The sequence below is a fragment of the Pseudocolwellia sp. G5-9 genome, from assembly GCF_055808995.1.
Window position 1 is genome coordinate 783829 of sequence record NZ_CM147893.1, and the last position, 20318, is coordinate 804146.

Annotated in this window: 16 protein-coding genes; 2 read left to right on the top strand and 14 right to left on the bottom strand. The window is 36.3% G+C overall.

Annotated features, from left to right (window positions below; genetic code table 11):
* Window positions 1-14: 14 nt before the first annotated feature.
* Entirely contained in the window at window positions 15-632 is a 618-nt protein-coding gene (locus AC0L5Q_RS03410) for a hypothetical protein (RefSeq protein WP_473614303.1), read from the bottom strand.
* Window positions 633-1042: 410 nt separating this feature from the next.
* On the opposite strand from AC0L5Q_RS03410, the gene AC0L5Q_RS03415 reads away from it, so the two are divergent.
* Window positions 1043-2995: an asparagine synthase-related protein gene (locus AC0L5Q_RS03415; RefSeq protein ID WP_473614304.1), complete on the top strand. Its 1953-nt coding sequence runs from the start codon at window positions 1043-1045 to the stop codon at window positions 2993-2995.
* 7 nt (window positions 2996-3002) lie between these two features.
* Here AC0L5Q_RS03415 and AC0L5Q_RS03420 read toward each other — a convergent pair whose 3' ends face one another.
* The 8 genes from AC0L5Q_RS03420 to galT form a co-directional block, all read right to left on the bottom strand.
* Window positions 3003-3464: a lasso peptide biosynthesis B2 protein gene (locus AC0L5Q_RS03420; RefSeq protein ID WP_473614305.1), complete on the bottom strand. Its 462-nt coding sequence runs from the start codon at window positions 3462-3464 to the stop codon at window positions 3003-3005.
* A gap of 100 nt (window positions 3465-3564) precedes the next feature.
* Window positions 3565-3840 carry a PqqD family protein gene (locus AC0L5Q_RS03425; protein ID WP_473614306.1) on the bottom strand — a complete coding sequence of 92 codons (276 nt, stop codon included), beginning with the start codon at window positions 3838-3840 and terminating at the stop codon, window positions 3565-3567.
* Between the two features lie 200 nt (window positions 3841-4040).
* Complete coding sequence (locus AC0L5Q_RS03430) at window positions 4041-5006, bottom strand: nucleotidyl transferase AbiEii/AbiGii toxin family protein (RefSeq protein WP_473614307.1); 966 nt, start codon at window positions 5004-5006, stop codon at window positions 4041-4043.
* Entirely contained in the window at window positions 4996-5460 is a 465-nt protein-coding gene (locus AC0L5Q_RS03435) for a DUF6088 family protein (RefSeq protein WP_473614308.1), read from the bottom strand. The genes AC0L5Q_RS03430 and AC0L5Q_RS03435 overlap by 11 nt, the downstream gene beginning before the upstream one ends.
* A 24-nt stretch (window positions 5461-5484) precedes the next feature.
* The gene (locus AC0L5Q_RS03440) at window positions 5485-7443 is read right to left on the bottom strand and encodes a sulfatase-like hydrolase/transferase (RefSeq protein ID WP_473614309.1); all 1959 of its coding nucleotides are present in this window, start codon (window positions 7441-7443) and stop codon (window positions 5485-5487) included.
* Between the two features lie 188 nt (window positions 7444-7631).
* Complete coding sequence (locus tag AC0L5Q_RS03445; protein WP_473614310.1) at window positions 7632-9341, bottom strand: sodium:solute symporter family transporter; 1710 nt, start codon at window positions 9339-9341, stop codon at window positions 7632-7634.
* Window positions 9342-9559: 218 nt separating this feature from the next.
* A complete protein-coding gene (gene galK / locus AC0L5Q_RS03450; protein ID WP_473614311.1) occupies window positions 9560-10714 on the bottom strand; it encodes a galactokinase in 1155 nt (384 codons plus the stop codon).
* Between the two features lie 61 nt (window positions 10715-10775).
* Window positions 10776-11828, bottom strand: coding sequence for a galactose-1-phosphate uridylyltransferase (gene galT / locus AC0L5Q_RS03455; protein ID WP_473614312.1), 1053 nt, complete (start codon window positions 11826-11828; stop codon window positions 10776-10778).
* Window positions 11829-11990: 162 nt separating this feature from the next.
* Between galT and AC0L5Q_RS03460 the strand changes: the two genes are divergently transcribed.
* Window positions 11991-13013, top strand: coding sequence for a substrate-binding domain-containing protein (locus tag AC0L5Q_RS03460; protein WP_473614313.1), 1023 nt, complete (start codon window positions 11991-11993; stop codon window positions 13011-13013).
* Window positions 13014-13041: 28 nt separating this feature from the next.
* Here AC0L5Q_RS03460 and AC0L5Q_RS03465 read toward each other — a convergent pair whose 3' ends face one another.
* From AC0L5Q_RS03465 to AC0L5Q_RS03485, 5 genes are read right to left on the bottom strand one after another with little or no spacing between them, the layout of a single operon-like run.
* Entirely contained in the window at window positions 13042-13980 is a 939-nt protein-coding gene (locus AC0L5Q_RS03465; protein WP_473614314.1) for a TIGR01777 family oxidoreductase, read from the bottom strand.
* A gap of 39 nt (window positions 13981-14019) precedes the next feature.
* Entirely contained in the window at window positions 14020-15300 is a 1281-nt protein-coding gene (locus AC0L5Q_RS03470; protein WP_473614315.1) for a sensor histidine kinase, read from the bottom strand.
* Between the two features lie 5 nt (window positions 15301-15305).
* Window positions 15306-15989 carry a response regulator transcription factor gene (locus AC0L5Q_RS03475; protein ID WP_473614316.1) on the bottom strand — a complete coding sequence of 228 codons (684 nt, stop codon included), beginning with the start codon at window positions 15987-15989 and terminating at the stop codon, window positions 15306-15308.
* Window positions 15979-19155: an efflux RND transporter permease subunit gene (locus tag AC0L5Q_RS03480; RefSeq protein WP_473614317.1), complete on the bottom strand. Its 3177-nt coding sequence runs from the start codon at window positions 19153-19155 to the stop codon at window positions 15979-15981. Before AC0L5Q_RS03480 ends, AC0L5Q_RS03475 begins: the two co-directional genes overlap by 11 nt.
* On the bottom strand, window positions 19155-20318 hold the full coding sequence (locus AC0L5Q_RS03485; protein ID WP_473614318.1) for an efflux RND transporter periplasmic adaptor subunit: 1164 nt from the start codon (window positions 20316-20318) through the stop codon (window positions 19155-19157). Before AC0L5Q_RS03485 ends, AC0L5Q_RS03480 begins: the two co-directional genes overlap by 1 nt.

Sequence of the window (20318 nt, forward strand, 5' to 3'; positions counted from 1 at the left end):
TTTTGGTTTCTAACTTAAGACTTTCTACGAATATTAACTAACGCTAATAAACCTGATAAAAATACTAATGCTGTAGCTGGCTCAGATACTACAGATTTATCAGTATCTGTTAAAAACGTAAGTGATTCACCTAAAGCTAAAGATGTTCCTGCATTCCAAGCAATATCCATAGTACCGAATAAATCAGGTGCGCTGAATACGTTTGAGAAAGAAGCAGAAATATCTGTAGAAGCTGTTGCAAATGGACGACCTGCATTAGAACCTGGTGTATGCTCTACTGTGTCGATGTCATCAAAATAGATGTCTGCAATAGCGCCATTTACTGATAAACCTACAATACCTGTTGCTTCAGATGTATTCTCTAATAACCAGTCACCAAAAAAGGTATTGGTTACACTATCGTAATCACCAAATGTATCGCCAGATAAAGATAATGACCAACTTGCTCCTGAAACGCCACCTGAATCAGCGCCTGTTACAGCCCAAGTAAGAGTTTCAGTAGTTCCGTTACCAAACGTTGCAGTAACTTCAATACCAGCCATATCAGCACCATCAATCACACTTATAATACCTGCTTGTGAAAATAAGCTAGTTGATAATAATGTTGTTCCGATAATTAATTTTTTTAACATGAATCTTCTCCTTAAGAGGAATGTTTACAAGTAAGTTTACGCTAATTTCAAGCAAAAACTAAGCCATCATAATATTAACCTTTAATAACATTAACTTATTAACAATCTAAACATTAATTTTAGTATCTAACACTCTACTGTAAAAATATCAGACAAAACAAAAAAAATGCGCTTAACTATGGCGTATAAACTTTGAATTTGCTCAATAATAGAGCAAATACTTAAGTTTTAACTGTTTTCATGTTTGTTATTTTGATTAACTTATTTTTTAGCGTAGTAATTTTACAACATTTAGATGACAATTGTATTGCAAAATTAGCTAAATATAGAAGAAATAAAATAACCTATTATGTGATTTTATTTCTTGTATATTAACGTTTGTTTACTCTATTTTTGGGGATGTTATTTTTATGGACAATTTATTTGCCGCTTTTAGTTCACTCGTTAATACAAACAATGTATTAAAAAACATTAAAGACATTACATTAAAAAACAAATATAACCTTAAAAATAAAGAACTTACAAAAACGAAAAACAATATTTTTTATTTAACTTATTACACTCCTGTTGAAAATAACAATGCGAAAAGCGAAAACGATTTATCTGCGTATAGTGTTACTGAAACACCTTTAAATGAGTTAGTACACGTAATTAGTAACTGCAGAATTGATAATAAAAAGGATCTTTTAGCTGATATTTTCGATCCTCATTCAAGTGTAAAGAAATCCGACACTTTATCGGCTCCAACTGACTCTTCTCTTTTATGTCTTCTCTATAAAAGATTTAACCGTAAGCTCCCTTATCAATTAAAAGGTAATTTTAGTTATGTTATTTGGGATGAAGAGTTGCAAGAATTACATGCCGCTATTGATCCCTTTAATACGGGTTCCCTCTTTTATATGCAAGTTGATGATGTGTTTTATGTAGCGTCTGACGCGCAGGTTTTGGCAAGCCACCCTGATGTTAATCTTACGGTAAATAAACGCGCTATTGCTCAATGGCTTTCAGGCAGGCCTGATCCTAATATTTCTATGTTTAATGAAATAAAACGTTTACCTAATGGGCATCAACTTGTTTGGCGTGAAAATACTTTGGTGGTTTCTAAGTTTTGGGATGTTAATACTGATAAGCGCATACGCTATGCTAATACTGATGAATACGAGCAACACTTTTTTGATTTACTGTCGCAAAGTGTAGCTAACCGTTTAGTAGCAAGCACCAATACAAGTGTGGCTAATAATGCGCCTGTATTTACACAAATGAGCGGTGGTATGGATTCTACTTCTGTTACGGCTATAGCGAATATTGAGTCTAAGAAAAATAATCAAACGCTGCATACACTGTCGCATAGTTATAAAAGAACACAAAGCTGTGATGAAATGAGCAACATTAACGATATGATTGCTAAGTTAGGTTTAGCTAACCCGCATTTTGTTGAGTTAGATAAATTTGACGATATTGGCTTTACTGAGCTTTATCCTACCGATTTTGATAATCCGGGTATTGTGCTTTCACCTAAATATCATGAAGAGCTAGCTTTAATGCAAAGCTTAAAAGCCAATGTGTTGCTTACGGGTAATGGTGGTGACGAAGTTTGCTGGGGCCATAGTTCGTCTTATAGATCGCGCTTATATAAAGGTGAGCTTGGTGTAATTAACGAAGTTGTAAAAGCGTGTGGTGAGCTGAATGAGCCTGTAGCGAGTTCTTTAATTAAGTTATTTGTAAAACCGTTAGTACCGCACACTGTGCAAAATTTAATTAGGTTTGCACTAAATAAACCGCGTGTAAGCCGTACCGATAACATTACCGACAATATAAGCTCAGCTTGGCTAACCGATGAAGCAATTAGTTTATTAGAAGAAGATGTAATGGCTAACCCTTTTAGCAAACGTTTTGAGCCAGCTAAATTTGCTCGTTACCATTCATTAAAAACGACTTCTACTTATAATTCTATGCGCTCTTATCAAAAGGTAGCGAATCAATATGGTGTTGATGTTAGGCATCCGTTTTTTGATACTGATGTGGTTGATTTTAGTTTTGCTATTCCTGAAAAAATGTTGATTCAAGGCAGTTATCCCAAATGGTTATTAAGAAAAACTATGGAAAACTATTTACCTGAGTCGGTTGTGTGGAATAAACATAAAACGGTGTTCGATCATCATTTTGCTAATTTAGTACGTAGTAATGAAGAAGAATTAAGAACCTTGCTAAGCCATAGCGGATTACACGATTTAGGTTTGTTAGATAATAGTGTATTGCTACGTGAATTTGATGAGTTGGTACGTAACCCTAACTGTCATTTAAATGTAGATATGTTGTACGCTATTTTAACGCAATCTTGGTATCAAACTCATTGTGTTTAATTTGAGTTTATTTAAGCATTGAAAGTGTTTGATCGTCTTTTAAGGTTTTTAGTTCTTTGTAGGTTGCTATAACGTCTTGTGAGTCGTTGATAATTTTGTCGTTTACTGTTAACCACGAATGCGCTGCGAGTTTACTGTTTTCAAATTTAACACCAAGATGTAATTTTGATTGAATACCGTAACGGTTAAGTAAGTCTTTTTGACATAAACAACGACGTAAGCAATTCATGTGTCGAAAATGATTACGCCCTGCTGTTTCGTTTATTTTTATAATATTAAAAATACGTTGTAGCTGATTGTGATCAAGCATTGGTTTAGCTGAATGAGGGTTAGGATTAGCAAGACTAACTTGCCATTTTTTATGATGGAATTTTGATATTAATAGATCCCATTTTAAATAAAGACACCACGACTTAACCAGTATCAAAAATTCATACCACGAAAATGTAAAAAGCTTACGTATTTTCATTTATGTTGTTTCATTTATGCTTTACCTAAACATTTCACTTACACACTACAACTGCACGTTCACTTAATACCAATCGCAATAACCTTTGCGCTTTAATTTATTAGCTTTCAATAATAAGCTTTTGGTTGATCATGTTGGTGAGTAATTCGTTTAAGTCAGTTTCTACTTCGCTTGCTGATACATCGTAAGTGCTTTTTACACTTTCAATTATTTGTTCTAAATTTTTACCTTCTTGCAAGTTTTCAATCATGAAAGTACCTACGGGATCTAAGGTAAAATAATTGCCATTTTCAGGTTCTAAAATAACGGTTTCGTTATCTACTTTTTGAAAAAGTACATTGTCGACTAATTGATATTTACTGGTATTGGAAAGCAATGAGATGTCCTTATAAACGTAATGGAGAGTTATACCAACGCAATAACCAATTGATCATTTATACTTCGTATAAAATAGGTCAATTCATTAATCCGTTTGGTATTAGTTATTAATGCGCTGCTATTTAAATAACGCGATAAAACTAGGTAGGTGTATTATGCAAAGTTTAAAATTGTAGTGCAATGGAAGTAAGAAATAAATTAAACCAATTTACTATTATTAATAATTTCACTTAATACCTTTTCTGTAAATGATTTAAAAACGAAAAAAGCACTCTGCCATGTTATCTGCTCACTACTGTACACCATTGGCACTACGTATTGATTAAATCGAACTTCATAAATACTTTTTTGCTCTAACACCTGTAAACCATACTTTAATTCTGCAATAGGGTTCTGAACAAATTCTTCATGTTGGGAGCCATAACGGACTAAATCTTCAGAAATCACTTTGCTAATTAATGTGGCAACCTTTTTCATTCCAACTAAATTAATCTGTTGAATGTAATAGGTATCATAAATATGTCGTATTAATGCAGGATCATCATCTCGCCGACTATCTCGGGTAACACTTGCTGTTCTTCTAAGCATTGAAACTATTTTTTCTGCTTGTGTACTTTCTATACTGTTAAAATAAATAGCTTTAACTTCAGCTTTTTCTTGCATTAATTTATTAGTTAACGAAGAAACTTCTCGTTGCTCTATTTTGTCAAAAAGTAAGGTTTCAATTAACTCAAGTTTAATAAAAGGTCTTAAACATGGGGTTATTAAATGGGCTTGTGGATATCTAATATCGAATTGCTGATATCGATATTCGTCAAAAATTATAGGAGGGTTTTCAATTGAAAATAAAACACTCATATTAATTGTTTTTAGTAATTGTTGGTGGAGGTCTTTTCTAGCTTTTCTTTTATGAGTTTTTGATACTGCTATTAATGAGCTTTTAGGGATTATTTTGATATCAACATCTTCTGACATTCGGTGAGTGTTAACACCTGATTTAACTAATGATGTTCCCCCCGAAAATACTAAAGTGTGTGTAGATGACGAAAACTCTGATAATAGTTTGATAAGTGCTACAACATAGTAATCTTTTTCGACTATGCTGGGGTTCCCCATACCCAAAGCATCAGAAACATCTAAAAATAGGCTACTATCAATTGTCATTAATCACACTATTGCTAACAACAATTTTTCGTTTAAAACGATTATTGGTAGTAATTTGAAATGAAGCTGGAATTTGCTCACTAACACCGTTAACACTTCGTTGAGAAAACTCATCAAGTTTATATTCAACGCCAAGTTTCTCAATAGCTTCGAGTATCACACCATCGGCTCCAGCTGGAGAGCTAGGCATTAAATTACCTGTAATACGATTTTTTCTAGCTTTTGTATACAAACCATAACCAATACGTAGTAGTTCACCTAATTCAACAAGTTTTTTTAACGCCCTTCCTATTTGGTCATAGCCTGCAATATCTTTAAAATCAGCGCGAGAAAAAACGTACCGCTTAGAGCGATTTATTCTAGTTTTTACTTTGCTTGCTATTGTCATTTTAAAATCAACTATACGAGTATCATTAATCAATAAAACAATAGCAAACATACGACTTTTTAACAATGCAAATATACGACCTTTTAATGCTTAAATAATTAAATATTTAACCCTATTGGTAAGCCAATAAACTAAATTATTTTGATCTTTATATCTTGGGTGTGATTTATCAAAATCTTTCCATTCTTCACGATGAGGAATAGTAAATTTATAACCTTTTTGGTCGTGTAGCATAGTGGCGATATTAAGCATGTTTAATATTTCCATATTGTCTGTGCTTTTTTGTACTAACTGCTGAAGTGGTTCTACAGGGTTAATTTCATCTATCATGGCTAAAAACTCAATAGCGCGTGCTTGCACTAATAAGTTAGTGTCGGACAACATGATAGCTTTTACTTCGTCTGCTAGCTTTATTGCTTCAAACCCAAAAGAAGTTAATGAGATTAATGCCCAATAACGCTCTACCGCATTGTTAGAATGTAGCGCGGTTGTTAACTCTGCTTTTACTTGATTAAAAGGTTGTAACTGAAGGTCAGCAATATCAATAAGCTTTGCGATATTTTGTTTATGTTTAATACCAAATTCAATAGGAGCTGATAACGCGTTTTTAATTAAAAATGATTCTGGATAAAATCCAAGGTCGGGCATACTTTTAAGCTGTGATTGAAGCGCTGTACGCATTGAAAGTAACTGATTTTGATATTGAGGTAATTTGGCTAAATTCTTTGTTTCGTATGGATCGTTATTTATATCGTATAAAGCTTCAACTGGCTTAGTTTTAAAAAAAGCGGCTTGTGCGCTGTTTAATTTATTTTGTTCAAAAAGTTCTTTCCATTGTTTAAGCGCTTGTAATTTATAACGGTAATCTGAAAATAACGAGTCAGGATTATAGGGTTGATAATGACGAAGGTATTTGAGGTTACCTTTTCTATAGCTTCTTACAAGATCTGATTTTTCGTCAAATCGTGAAGCAAAGCCAAACGTTTGATCGCGTTGGTTTAATTGTTCCAGACTTATGTCTTGCCCTAAAAAAGCGCTACCGTCATGTATTGGAGACTTATTAAGACCCGCTAACTTTAATAAGGTTGGCGCAAAATCAATAAAACTAACAAAGCCATTAACGCGTGTAGGAATAGCTTGCGCCATATCTTTACTAAGTAAATGTTTAAAATTTTCAGGAATTCTTACAACCAGCGGTACATGTAATCCCGTTTCGTTTAAGTAACCTTTACTGTTAGGCAATGCTCCACCATGATCGCCAAAGTAAAATATAAAGGTGTTTTCTAGCAAACCATCTTCTTTTAACTGGTTTATAACTTTACCGATTTCATTATCTACTTTTGTATTGAGATCTAAATAACGTGCGTAGGTGTATCTAAAGGCTTCTGTATCTGGATATATAGGTGGTAAATCTACATCAGCTGGATCATGAATGGTTGGTTTGTTGGCTATATCTGATAGCGGAAAATGTAACGATCCCTCATGCGTGCTATACCAAGATTGCATATGAAAAAACGGCTGATTCGGTTTTCTTTCTCTCCAGCTTGCTTTATATGATATTGAATTCCAAATAGGCTGTTTTTCTTCAAAGTTGAAATCTGTTTTTATATTATTGCTCGTAAAGTACCCGTTATTTTTTAGCAATAAACTAATAGGCTCTAGTGAGTCAGTTATACTCGATTTTTGAAAAGCTCGATGGAATAAAGTGCCTACTTTAGGAGCATAAGCCCCAAGAGCGAGTGTAGATCGAGCTGTTGAACAAACAGGTGCGTTTGAAAAGGCATGATCAAACACTAAGCCATTTGTTGCTAAGGCTTCAATATTAGGCATGCTGGCGCCCTTTTCGTTATATAATTTTAAATAATGTTTTGAGTTATCTTCAGACACTAACCATACAAAATTAGGCTGTAATGGTTTATTGGTTTGATCTTTTATATTATCTGGCTTTGTAGTGATAGCACTTTGAGTGTTATCACTTTTACACCCCGATAATATGGTTACTCCTAGGCATATCAATAATAGTGTTAGTTTTGTTAAACAGTATTTCATTTATTTCTTCCTGTATTAATACTTATTCATTAACTGGGGTTAATTTAATGATCTGACATGCACCGATAATACATCATATATAAATCAAATCAATTAAATACAAACAAATTAAAGGCAATAAAAAAGGCTAACTTTCGTTAACCTTTTGCTTTATTTTGAATGTTATTGATTATTAACAATACGTTTTTTTACCAAAACTGAATGTATAAACCAATTGTCATTAATACAACGATAAGCCCACAAACTTTAACTGAATTAGAAGACTCTAAACTGATTTCTGTATTGATAGGCATAACAACGGGTGTTTTAAGTGGTTTAACTAGTGTCGCAATACCACAGTAAGCCATAATTACTACGAAACAAATAGCCATGCGATCTAGGAAGGCAATTTCGTTAGAGAACCATAAACCTGAGTCGACAATAATGTCGCCAATAAACCATTTAAGTGAACCGTATAAAATTACGTTGAGTAAAATACACTGCCATCCTAAAAAGCGTGGTGCTCTTGGAACTAACATACCAAATAAGAATATGGCGATAATACCTGAGCTGATAAAACCTTGGAATTCTTGAATAAAGGTAAATATTCCACCAAAACCTGGGTGTGCTAATGTGGGGGCAATTGACGCTGAAATAAGTACAAATATTACAACAAATGCTTTACCAACTTTAGGTAACTGATGATCAGGTGTATTAGGTTTTACTTTTTTGTATAAATCCATGGTTGCAATTGTAGATGCTGAGTTCAACATTGACGCTAATGAACTTACAATAGCACCAAAAATAGCGGCTAATACGAACCATGAAATCCAAGGATATGGTTTTATTAAGTTACGTAATAATACAGGGAACGCACCATCAAAGTCGTATCCACCGTTCGATACAGCTAACTGTTCGTAGTATAAGTTAAAGGCTAAGATACCTGGAATTACAACAACAAATGGAATTAATAGCTTTAAGAATGCAGCAAAAACGATACCTTTTTGGCCTTCTGCTAACGATTTAGAACCTAATGTTCTTTGAATGATATATTGGTTTAATCCCCAATAGAAAAAATTAGGTAACCATAAACCGATAACAAGTGCTGACCATGGAATTTCTGCATCATCGATAGGACGGATCATGTGTAACTTACCGCCTTCTTCAGCGGTACCACCGTTAAGTAGCTGGAATCGCTCCCAACTGCCCGCATTTTGTAATTGGTCAACCGTTACTTCTTTTAAAGTAGCTGTTTTAACTAACGATGCTGGATCTGCTACGCCTAATGCTTGAAATGCTAAATAAGCAACAATAGCACCACCAAGAATTAATGCTGCGCCCCAAACTAAATCGGTCCATACACAGGCTTTTAAGCCACCAACAAAAACATAACCAGCAGAAAGTAAAGCAATTAACCAACACGCTGCAGTTAAGTCGCCTAATATGAAAACGTCTGGGTAATAGCCTGAAATAACTTTAGCACCAGAATAAATAACAGAAGCGGTTGGAACACCTACAAGAATAAGTAAGGTTGCTAATGCCATTACGGTACGTGAACTTGCACCATAACGATATTCTAAAAACTCAGGAACCGTATAAATACCAGCTCGTAAAAAGCGCGGTAAAAATACAAAAGCAACAACCACTAAGGTTATTGCCGCCATCCACTCGTAAGAGGCAATTGCCATACCTAACCAGTCGGCAGCTTTACCTGACATTCCTACAAATTGTTCAGTTGATATGTTGGCAGCGATTAATGAAAAACCTACCAAATACCATGAGAGTCCTCTACCAGCAAGAAAGTAAGAACTACTGGATTGATTATCCGAATCGGATTCGCCTTGTTTACTCTTCCATATCCCCATCCCAATAACACCGGTAACGGCGATGATGAAGAGCGTAATTTCAATATAATTCATATTATTATTTTTCTCTTTGATATTAATTATAATAGGCTAACTGAACAACCTAAGACTATGCGTATTAACGTTTTAATATTAAAAATAATAGTGCATGACTCTCCTCATGCACTATTAATTAAATTATTAGAACGTAACTTTACAGGTAAATAATCAAATTCACAAACAAACTATAATAATGAATAAAAATAAATAGTGTTTATAGCTAAATAACCATGTTATTTAACTTCACTTGCGCCTTCTTCAGCTGAACAAACAAACACACTAGGTGCTAGGCCTGTTTTCGCTTCATACTGGCTTTCAACTGCAGCAATTACGCTACTTACACTTTCGTTAGGAACCAGTGAAACAACACAACCACCAAAACCACCACCTGTCATACGTACCCCGCCTTTATCACCAACAGCTGTTTTCATAATGTCTACTAAAGTATCTATTTCAGATACAGTGATATCAAAATCGTCACGCATTGACGCATGCGACTCTGCCATTAACTGTTGTAAAACTGGCATATTGTTTTCTTTTAATGCTTGAGCGGCAGCAACTGTACGATCATTTTCAGTAATAACATGTTTTGCACGTTTTGCTGTGATTGGATCTAGCTCGTTTTTTCTGCTGTTAAATGTTTCTATGCTTACATCGCGTAATGCTTTAACACCAAAAAACTCTGCGGCTGCTTCACACTGTTCACGGCGTGTATTGTATTCGCTGTCAACTAAGCCACGTTTTTTGTTTGAGTTAACAATAACGATTGAAACACCGTTAGGAATTGAAACCGCTGATGTTTCAAGACTACGACAGTCAATAAGTAACGCGTGATCTTTTTTAGCTTCAGCTGAAATTAACTGATCCATGATGCCGCAGTTACAACCTACAAATTGGTTTTCTGCTTCTTGACCATTTAATGCGATGTCTTGTTGACTAATGTCTAAATTAAATAGCGCTTTAAATGTTTGACCAATAACCACTTCAAGTGCTGCAGAAGAACTTAAACCTGCGCCTTGAGGAACATTACCACTTACTGCAATGTCGGCACCTTTGAAGTTATATCCGCGTAGTTGTAAATGTTTAACAACGCCACGAATATAATTTGCCCAACCTTTATCAACGGGTTCAATTGGCTGTGTTAAATCAAAGCTGTCTTGCTCGCCTTGATAATCAACCGACACAACGCGAACGATGTTGTCTTCACGCGGGTTAGCTACTACTACCGTTTGGTAATTAATAGCACACGGTAATACAAAACCGTCGTTGTAATCGGTATGTTCACCAATTAGGTTTACGCGGCCTGGTGCTTGTATTTTGTGGCTACCAGAGTAACCAAATGCTTGTTCAAAAGTCGTTACTACACTTTCTAATAATTCTATCGACATTGTTATATCTACCATTCAATCTATTAATTGTTATATTTTAAGTTTTTATTTTGATCTTGCTTTATTTGTCACTTAAATAGTGAACATCGCTTACTGCTCTTAGTTTTTCAGCAGCTTGCTCTGCAGTTAAATCACGTTGTGACTCAGCCATCATTTCGTAACCTACCATGAACTTACGTACAGTCGCTGAACGTAAAAGTGGTGGGTAAAATAAAGCATGTAATTGCCAATGTTCTATATCGCTACCATCTTTAAAGTATGGTGCGTAATGCCACCCCATTGAGTAAGGGAATGAACATTTGAATAAGTTGTCGTAACGGCTGGTTAATAATTTAAGCGCTAGTGCTAAATCATCTTTTTGTGCGTCGTTTAATTCTTCAAAACGCTTAACGTGCGCTTTAGGCATTAACATGGTTTCGAAAGGCCAAGCTGCCCAATAAGGAACAACGGCAATCCAGTATTCTGTGTCTACAACAGTTCGGCTACCATCAGCCATTTCAGCTTTTACGGTATCAAGTAATACGTTAGTGCCGTGTTTTTCGTAGTATTCCAACATGCATTTGTTTTTGTTGAATACTTCGTTTGGTAAGAAGCTGTTTGCCCAAACTTGGCCGTGTGGATGTGGTTGAGAACACCCCATTACTTCGCCTTTGTTTTCGAATACTTGTATCCAAGGATAATCTTCTTTTAAGCTATCTACTTGTTCTACCCAAGTGTCTACAACGCCGCGAATAGCTTGTGCAGAAAGCTCTGGTAAGGTTTTACTGTGATCTGGTGAATAACAAATTACACGACTTAAACCGCGTGCACTTTGGCTAGTAAATACATTGTTTTCGCTGGCTGGTGAGTCTGGCGTGTCTTGCGTTAAGGCTGCAAAGTCGTTGGTAAAGACAAATGTTCCGGTGTAATCGTCATTTTTGTCGCCTGAAATACGGTCGTTGCCCGGACATAAAAAACAGTCTTCAACGTAGCTTGGTAATTTGGTATCTGAAACTTCTTCATCTTTCCCCTGCCATGGTCTTTTAGCTCTATGTGGAGAAACTAAAACCCATTGCCCTGTAAGTGGGTTATAACGGCGATGTGGATGTTCAGTGGGGTCGAATTCAGTAGTCATTATTAAAAAGATCCATTGCAAGTTTAAAATTCAGATAACAATGTAAACGTTTACACTTTTCAATGCAACAGTTAATTTTAAAATTGTATACGTTGATAAAAGCCATAGAAAATGACAGTATTATGACACCTTAATGTTTTTATAAAATGTAAACATTTACATATGCCAACGATTAAAGATGTTGCTCGTATTGCTGGAGTATCTGTTGCAACTGTTTCTAGAGTTGTAAATAACGCGCCTAAAGTTAGCGAAAAAGCAAAAAACAAAGTTAATAAAGTAATGGAGGATTTGGGCTACACCCCTAATGCAAATGCTCGTGCTTTAGTTATGCAAAAAAGTACAACTATGGGTGTGGTTATTCCTGACTTAACCGATCCGTTTTTTGCTTCGTTAGCTAATGGTGTGGAAGAAGCCGCCAGAGAAAACAAAATGCAGCTGCTATTAAGTACCGGCATGATTGACGCAGAATCTGAACGCAAAGCTATTACTTTACTTATAGAACAACAATGCGATGTATTAGTTGTACATAGTAAAAAATTAAGTGATGAAGAAATTATAAAGTTTGCTCAAAAGAAACCAGGTTTAGTACTTATTGACCGATACATTAAAGAAATAGGTAACCGTTGTGTATGGTTAGACAACCTTGAAGGCGGTAAAACAGCTGCTCGTCATTTATTGTCTTTAAAACACACTGAGTTTGCTTGTATATCGAGTAAGTACCAAATAGATGATCCTGAATTACGAACCAGTGGCTTTAAAAGCGAAATTGAAAAAACGGGTTATTTGTTAGATGAAGGTTTAATTGAATACGGTGATCCTAATTTACAAGGTGGTGAAATAGCCACGCAAAAACTTTTATCAACAGGCAAAAAATTTACAGCGATTTTTGTGTATAACGATGCAATGGCGATTGGTGCAATTTCAACGTTAGAAAATAACGGTTTTAACGTACCTAACGATATTTCGGTGCTGGGCTTTGATGATGTGCTTTTGTCTCGCTATTCACGCCCTAAACTCTCTACCCTGCACTATCCTATTAAAGAAATGGCAATTCAAGCTGCCAATATTGCATTAGCCGCGGTTTCTAATACTGCTACAGAAAACAATACAACAAACAATGAATATAAATATATCCCTATTATTGTTAAGCGAGAGTCAACAGCACTTAAAAAAAACAGTGTTTAATTAACCCGAGTTAGGGTTGCTCTATATCCTATTTAATCAAGTCTTCAAACGCTGTATTTAACTCAGGATAGGTAAATTCAAATCCATCTTTTTGAATGTTGGCAGGAATAACTCGTTGCCCCGTAATAAGAACTTCATCAGCTAATTCACCCACGATTAAACTGAGTAGTTTTGCTGGAAACTTAATTCGAAAAAAAGTTTTTAAATGTAAGCTTAAAGTATCTGCAAATACTTTATTAGTAACTGGGTTAGGTGATGTGCCATTAATGGCCCCATGAACTTTTGACTGCGTAAATAAATGAATAATTATGGCGATTAAATCATCGCGGTGGATCCAAGACATAAACTGTTCGCCCTTAGATATTTGCATTGAAAAGCCATAATCAAAAGGCAATCGTAGTTCAGCTAACGGTCCTCCATCATCACCTAACACAATACCTATGCGTAATAAGCACACTCTAATGCCTTGAGCTTCAACTTTGAGTGCTTGTTCTTCCCATTGTCGACATAGTTCATGAGAAAAGCAGTTAACAACAGCGCCATTTTCGTCTAATACTTCGTTTTGATGTGGACCATAATAACCGATAGCCGACCCATTAATTAACACGTCTGGTTTATGTTTAAGGCGTTTAACGAGATCAAAAATACCAGTAGTTATGTTAAGTCGGCTATTGATAAATAGAGCTTTGCGTTGTTTTGTCCATCGCCCTTTTGCTAATGGTTCGCCAGCTAGATTTATGATTACATCAAATTCAGCTTTGTCAGTAATTTCAGAAAAGAGGGTTATAAAATTAACTTCTGTAGGGAGTTTGGTGCTCGCAATCTTTATGTCTCTGACTAAAAGAGTAACGTCGTGTTTTAAGTAGATAAGGATCTGTATTAATCGCTTACCAATAAATCCTGTACCGCCTGTTAGCAAGATTCTTTTTTTACTACCTTGATATATTTCAAATGGTATTAACGACATAATTTATAAGACCTTAATGTAAATTAACCCGATTTTAGGTTAACTAAAAAACACCGATACACTGTAACCATAGTCTAGTTTGGTTGTGGTGTAACGCCAGCCAAATTGTTTAGTGAGTTTTTCTACTAACTGCATACCTAAACCAAAGCCCAGTTCATTATTATCTAATGGCTTCTTAGCGTGTGTTTCGTTTATTTCTTCAACGCCTTCTTCAATATTCGTAATAATAACTTCATTACCTCTTTGTACAATATCAACTCGCCCTTGCTGTGTATGCTGAAAAGCATTTCTAACAAGGTTATTCAGTACAATTAAGCTCGGTACTACAGCAATATCAGTTAAAGTTTCGTCAGTATCTATATTTACCTCAACCAATTTACCCGCGAGTAAATAAGTTAACTCCGCTTGGGTAATTTGCACTAAGTCACCTAAACGACTTGTTTCAATAGGCATGTCTGTATCGCCTTCTCTGCTAAGCCACAGAAGGGTTTCTGTCATAGACTTCATGGTTAAACTTGCACGTTGAATACGATCGCGTATTTTTCTTTCGTTCTCTGAAGGGGTAGGATTTACTTTTTCAAGTAGTGCCGCGTTACTTCGAATTACTGCAATAGGCGTACGTAGTTCATGGCTTGCGTAACTTAGAAAGGCTTGTTCTCGTTCTAGCGATTCAGCTACAGACACTAAATTGTCGTACATCAGTGTTGCAACAGCGTTTAGTTCTTTAAATTTAAAGTCTGGACGAGGTTTGTTAATATCATTAATTGTTAGGCTTTTTCCCCACGCTTGTAACGATTCTACTGGCACGGTGATTTTCTTAAATATTGCTAATAAAACCAACACAAAAATAATTAATCCTGATGTACCCACCAGAATAATTTCTTGCATTGGATCAATAATAACGCCTTTATCTTCGTGCTTTTTAGTGACGTGTTCTCGTACGTTTTCATTAAAATGGGAAATAAATATTTTTCTCCCATCTCGCTCAAATGACATAAGTACATAGGATTTTTCAGGTGGTGCGATAAACACCCAATCAACAAATTTTGAATATAGTACATTGTTTTCGATTTTCGCTTGCGAGAATTGTTCACGTACTTGCTGCGGCACACGCTGCCAATCGGTCGTTACATGATATCCTAATATGTCTTGTTCAACTTTCCCTTGTTCAGGATATTGCTTAGCAATACCCGACATCATTCTTATGGTCATTCTGTCAAACGAGCCAACAAAAATACTCGCACTTTGATACGACAAAATAACGGCAATCATTAAAACCAAACTCGTTAGTAATGCAAAAATATAGGTACGAATACTCATTTTATTTACCTGAATGTGTTTATGTCTCTTAATACAAAGCCGAAGCCGGTAGCGGTATCAAGTGTCAAATTAGCATTAACGTTAGCGAGCTGTTTACGTAAATGATGAATGTGCACTTTTAAGCTATTACTGTCGGGCTGTTCATCTCCCCAAACAGCCTGCATTAACGCTTCTCGAGAAACAGGTTTTGAAGCTTCGCGCATTAATTTTTGTAATAGCTTGAATGTTATAGGCGTTAGTTTTATGGGATTATCGCCATATAAGGCGGTGCATTCTCGGGTGTTTAGCACTAATTTACCTAACGTAATGTGACTTAATTGACCACTTCGACGTGTTGATAGCGCAATAACTCTCATCAGTAACTCTTCAATTTCGAAGGGTTTAACAAGATAGTCGTCTGTACCGGCATCAAACCCTGCTATTTTATCCCCCAAAGAGTCGCGTGCGGTTAACATTAAAATAGGTGTGTCGTTACTATTCTCTCGCACTTTTTGACAAACTGACAAACCATCTAAGCGAGGTAAATTAATGTCTAATAGAATCACTTGGTACGAATTTGATTCTATCAGCGACAATCCTTGTACACCGTTAGAGGCATGATCGCAGCTAATGTCTTCAATCTCTAAATAATCTACAACGGTAGCCGCTAAATCAACATCATCTTCAACCAGTAATACCTTAATGGTCATGCACTAAATCCTCTTGCGTATTACCGCTAAATTTACGTTTTATTTTATCAATGGCATTGATAGCGTCTTGTTGCATCATGAGTAACGACGGCACTAATAATAACGTAATAAAGGTAGCAAACAAAATGCCATAACCCAGAGATGCCGCAGCCGGAATAATAAACTGCGCTTGTGTTGACGTTTCGCTTAACAACGGCATTAAGCCGGCGTATGTGGTAATTGATGTAAGCAATACAGCGCGTAGTCTGCCGGTACAAGCTTCTATAATAGCGTCAGATATTTTAGCTTTTTCTTTTTTCAATGTGTTGAAGCGCGAAACCAACAACAAGCTATCGTTTACCACTACACCACTTAGCGCCACAATACCGTTAAAAGACAATATACTAATCACCATGTCATTTAACCAATGGCCTAAAATAGCGCCTACTAAACCAAAAGGTATTGCCATCATAATAATAACGGGTTGAACATATGAACGCAGCGGAATAGCTAATAATATATAAATAGCCGCCATTGCCATCATAAACAAGCGACTCATAGAATTAGTGGTTTCTTCTTGTGATTCAGCCTCGCCCGCAAAATGAATATTTAGATCGGGATAACGATTCTCTAAACTAGGAATTAACGTAGTTTGTAAGCTTTGTACTAGCTCGTTAGAGGATAAAATGTCTTTATCAACTCGTGCGCTTACATACACAGCAGGTAAACCAGAAATACGTGTAATATCGTTTTGTTGATACTCAGAAGTTACAGTAGCGACTAACGCCAGCGGAACCACCTGCCCATTCGCTAGCCTTACGTTTGCTTTCATTACATCATCAACAGTTTGACGTTCACTTTCAGGGTAACGAATACGCACTTTAACTTCGTCTTTTCCTCGTTGATAACGTTGTACTATTTCACCACCAAAAGCTTGTAATACTTGGCGTGAAAGCCCTTGTGTAGTTAAACCTAACGAAAGCCCTTGTTCGGTTAGCGCAAAACGAAGCTGTGCTTGACCCGAATCAAAGTTGTCGTCAATACCACTCACGCCTGCAACTTGCGCAATAGCCGCTTTAATTTCTTGCCCTGCTGCGCTAATGGTGTCGGTGTTCCATGCTTTTAGCTCAACTTTAAAGTTGTCTCTACCACCAAAGCCTGAACGAATATCAAGTTTTCTGACACCTTCTGGGATTTTTGTCTCAGCTTTCCAAACACGAGCAAATTCATTTAAATCGTATGGAGCTGACTCGTCTAATTCCACCACTACTGAGCCTGACAAGTCGCTTTCACCAATCACTTCTATAGTGTCGATGGCTGTACCTTTTTGGCCATGTTCAGCCATTAATTTTTTATCGGTACGTTGTGCAGCAAGTTCTATGGCATTTAAATTTTTGCTGGTTTGACCGAAGCTTGTATCGTTTTGCATCGACATATTCGCTTCAATAACACTACCTGGAATATCAGGAAAAAAAGCAACACGAACGCTACCATTTTGCGGCATACCTATAACTAAAATAAAAATAGCAACAAAACCAAATAACACACCGTAACGGTATCGAATAGCCCATTTAATTGATGGTAAATACAAGTACTGACTAAACCATTGCAAACCGTAATCACAGCCATGCTGAATACGTGGCCATATACTACGCCAGCCTGAAGTAGGTTTTGTATGGGTATTTAAATGTGCTAAATGTGAAGGTAATATAAGTTTTGATTCAACTACAGATAACAACAAGCAAATAGTAACAATAACAGCAAATTGCGAATAAACTTTCCCCATATTGCCATCAACATTCGCTAAGGCCACAAAGGTTGCTACTGTGGTGAGTACACCAAATATGGTAGGCACCGCAACTTTTTTCGCACCTGATATAGTGCTTTGTAAATTATTGCCTTCAGCTTTTCTTGTAGCGTAAATACTTTCACCGACGACTACCGCATCATCAACCACAATTCCCAGCGCTAAAATAAAACCAAACGTGGTCATTTCGTTAATGGTCATTCCGGTAAAGTTATCTGTCATAAAAAACAAGGTACCGCAAAAAATAAACGGTAAGCCTGCAGTAACCCAAAACGCGACTCTTAAATTAAGAAATAAAGCCAATATAATAAAAACTAACGCAATACCTGATAAGGCATTTTTAATCAGTAGTGCTAGCCTATCGCGGATCATTGTGCCGCCATCATTCCATGTTTCTATTATTACATTTTGCGGTAACAGTGCACTTTCTTGCCATTTACTGACCACATTATTTGCTTGTTCAACGATTGTTAATACGTCGCCACTTTCATCAACAGTAATGTTAATACCAATACCTGGTTGTCCATTGTAACGGCCTACCACAAAAACATCGTCAGCATATGCATCTTGAATATTAGCAACATCTCCCAATCGTACTTGGCTACCATCCGTAAGAGTAAGTAAAGGAATATTTGCAAATTCTTGCTGTTGGTATGCTTGTTCTGCAACTTTTAATCGCACCACTTTATCGGCGTTACGTAAACTGGTTGAAATGCCTGTTGACGATTCGCTATTTACAACAGTAGCCACATCAGAAAATGATAAGTTGTAGGCTTGTAGCTTTTGCTCATCAAGCTCTATTGACATCATAGGTTCAGCTTTACCGCTAATATCTACATTAGAAATAGACGACTGCGCGAGTAAGTCTACTTTTATACGTTCCGCAATAGCTTGTAGTGCGTTGCGATCACTATCACCATAAATTTTAATAGAATAGGCATGACTTAATCGCGTAACTTTTTCAACAACGGGATTTTCAGCTTCAGCAGGGAAATTATAAACGGCATCAATCTTAGATTTAACGTCGCGTAATAAAATATCAAGATCGTAGTTTGAGTTTGATTCAACAACAACACTACTGCCATTGGCGTTAGACGTAGAAGTAACACGCTTTATTCCTTGTACCGTGGCTAGTGCTTCTTCAATTTTTATCGCTATGCCCTCTTCAGAAAGCTGTGCGTCGCCACTATCGTAGGTCATTGAAATTCGAATAGAGTCTGTTGCCATTGCGGGAAAGGCTTCTTTTCTCAGCTGATTAAAAGACATTAAGCCTAGAAATATAATAGATAGCATTAATAAATTAGCGGCTACAGAGTTACCTGCAAACCACGCGATAATACCGCGTTGCTCATTAGGTGGAATGATTGTTGGTGTTGTCATTACTGCAACTCCTCTACTTTAGCTTCAACCTTCATATTTACTAAGTAACTTGATAACGGACGGTTAACAATATTAGCTTGAACAATAGGATTAATAGGTTGCACATACACGGCGTTACCTTCAGAAAATGAAACATTAACCGCTAAATGAGAAAGTAAGCCTTCGTTATTTACTTGCCAAACAGTTTGGTTATCAATCAATGCTGATGCAGGTAATTTCCATAATTTATCAATAACCTTGCCTTGAATACTCGCTTTAATAAAAGAACCTGGAAATAATGGATTAGCTAAAGCAATAGGGTTTTCTACAACTACCACTAATGAGCGTTGACGACTTGCGCCATCAATATGTTGTTCGAAACGATCAAACTTTGCTTGCCATTGTTCATGGCTATTTTCATCAGTTAAATTTACCTTAATTGTTGATAAACCATTTTTTTCGTTAGTACCTTTGGGTAATAACTGCCATTGTTGCTGAGATAACGGTAGCGATACTTCAAATAACGAAATATCGTAAAGATCGGCAATCGCATTACCTACCTGAACATTACTCCCTACTTGTACTTGTTTCGACACAACTAACGCATCAAATGGTGCAACAAATTTTGTTTGAGCTAAGTCATACTCAGCTTTAGCTAATGCTTTGCTCGCCATTACATGCTGAGCTTTTGCTGCTGCGAGTTGTGGTTTGCGTAATACAAGATCAGACGCTTTTTCGTTAGCAAGTCCTGATTGTTGCCATTCTTGAGCCGCTTGGCTGCTGTTTAGTTGTTCTTGCGCTAAAGCGAGTTCTGCATTAGCCAAGTTAACTTGTGCGGTAGCGAGCGCTTGTTGATAAACAATAGAATCGACTTCAGCTAATACTTCCCCTTTTTTAAAAGTATTACCCGTGAGGAATTTTTCCGATAAGTACGTTATTCTGCCGCTAACTTGCGACGTAAGCGTAAGTTCATTACGAGATTTAACCTCGCCATAAGCCTTAACCGATGTATGATGAGTTACAGGGGAAACTTGTGTGACAGATACCACAGGATATTGCGGAGCCGCTTTAGGCGGTGGTGTACGTTGTTGATTAGCCGACAAAGTACTATTAATGCCCATAGCTAAAAATATGCAAGCTAAGCCAGCAACTGTTGCGAGTGATTTTTTATTCATAATTTGCAT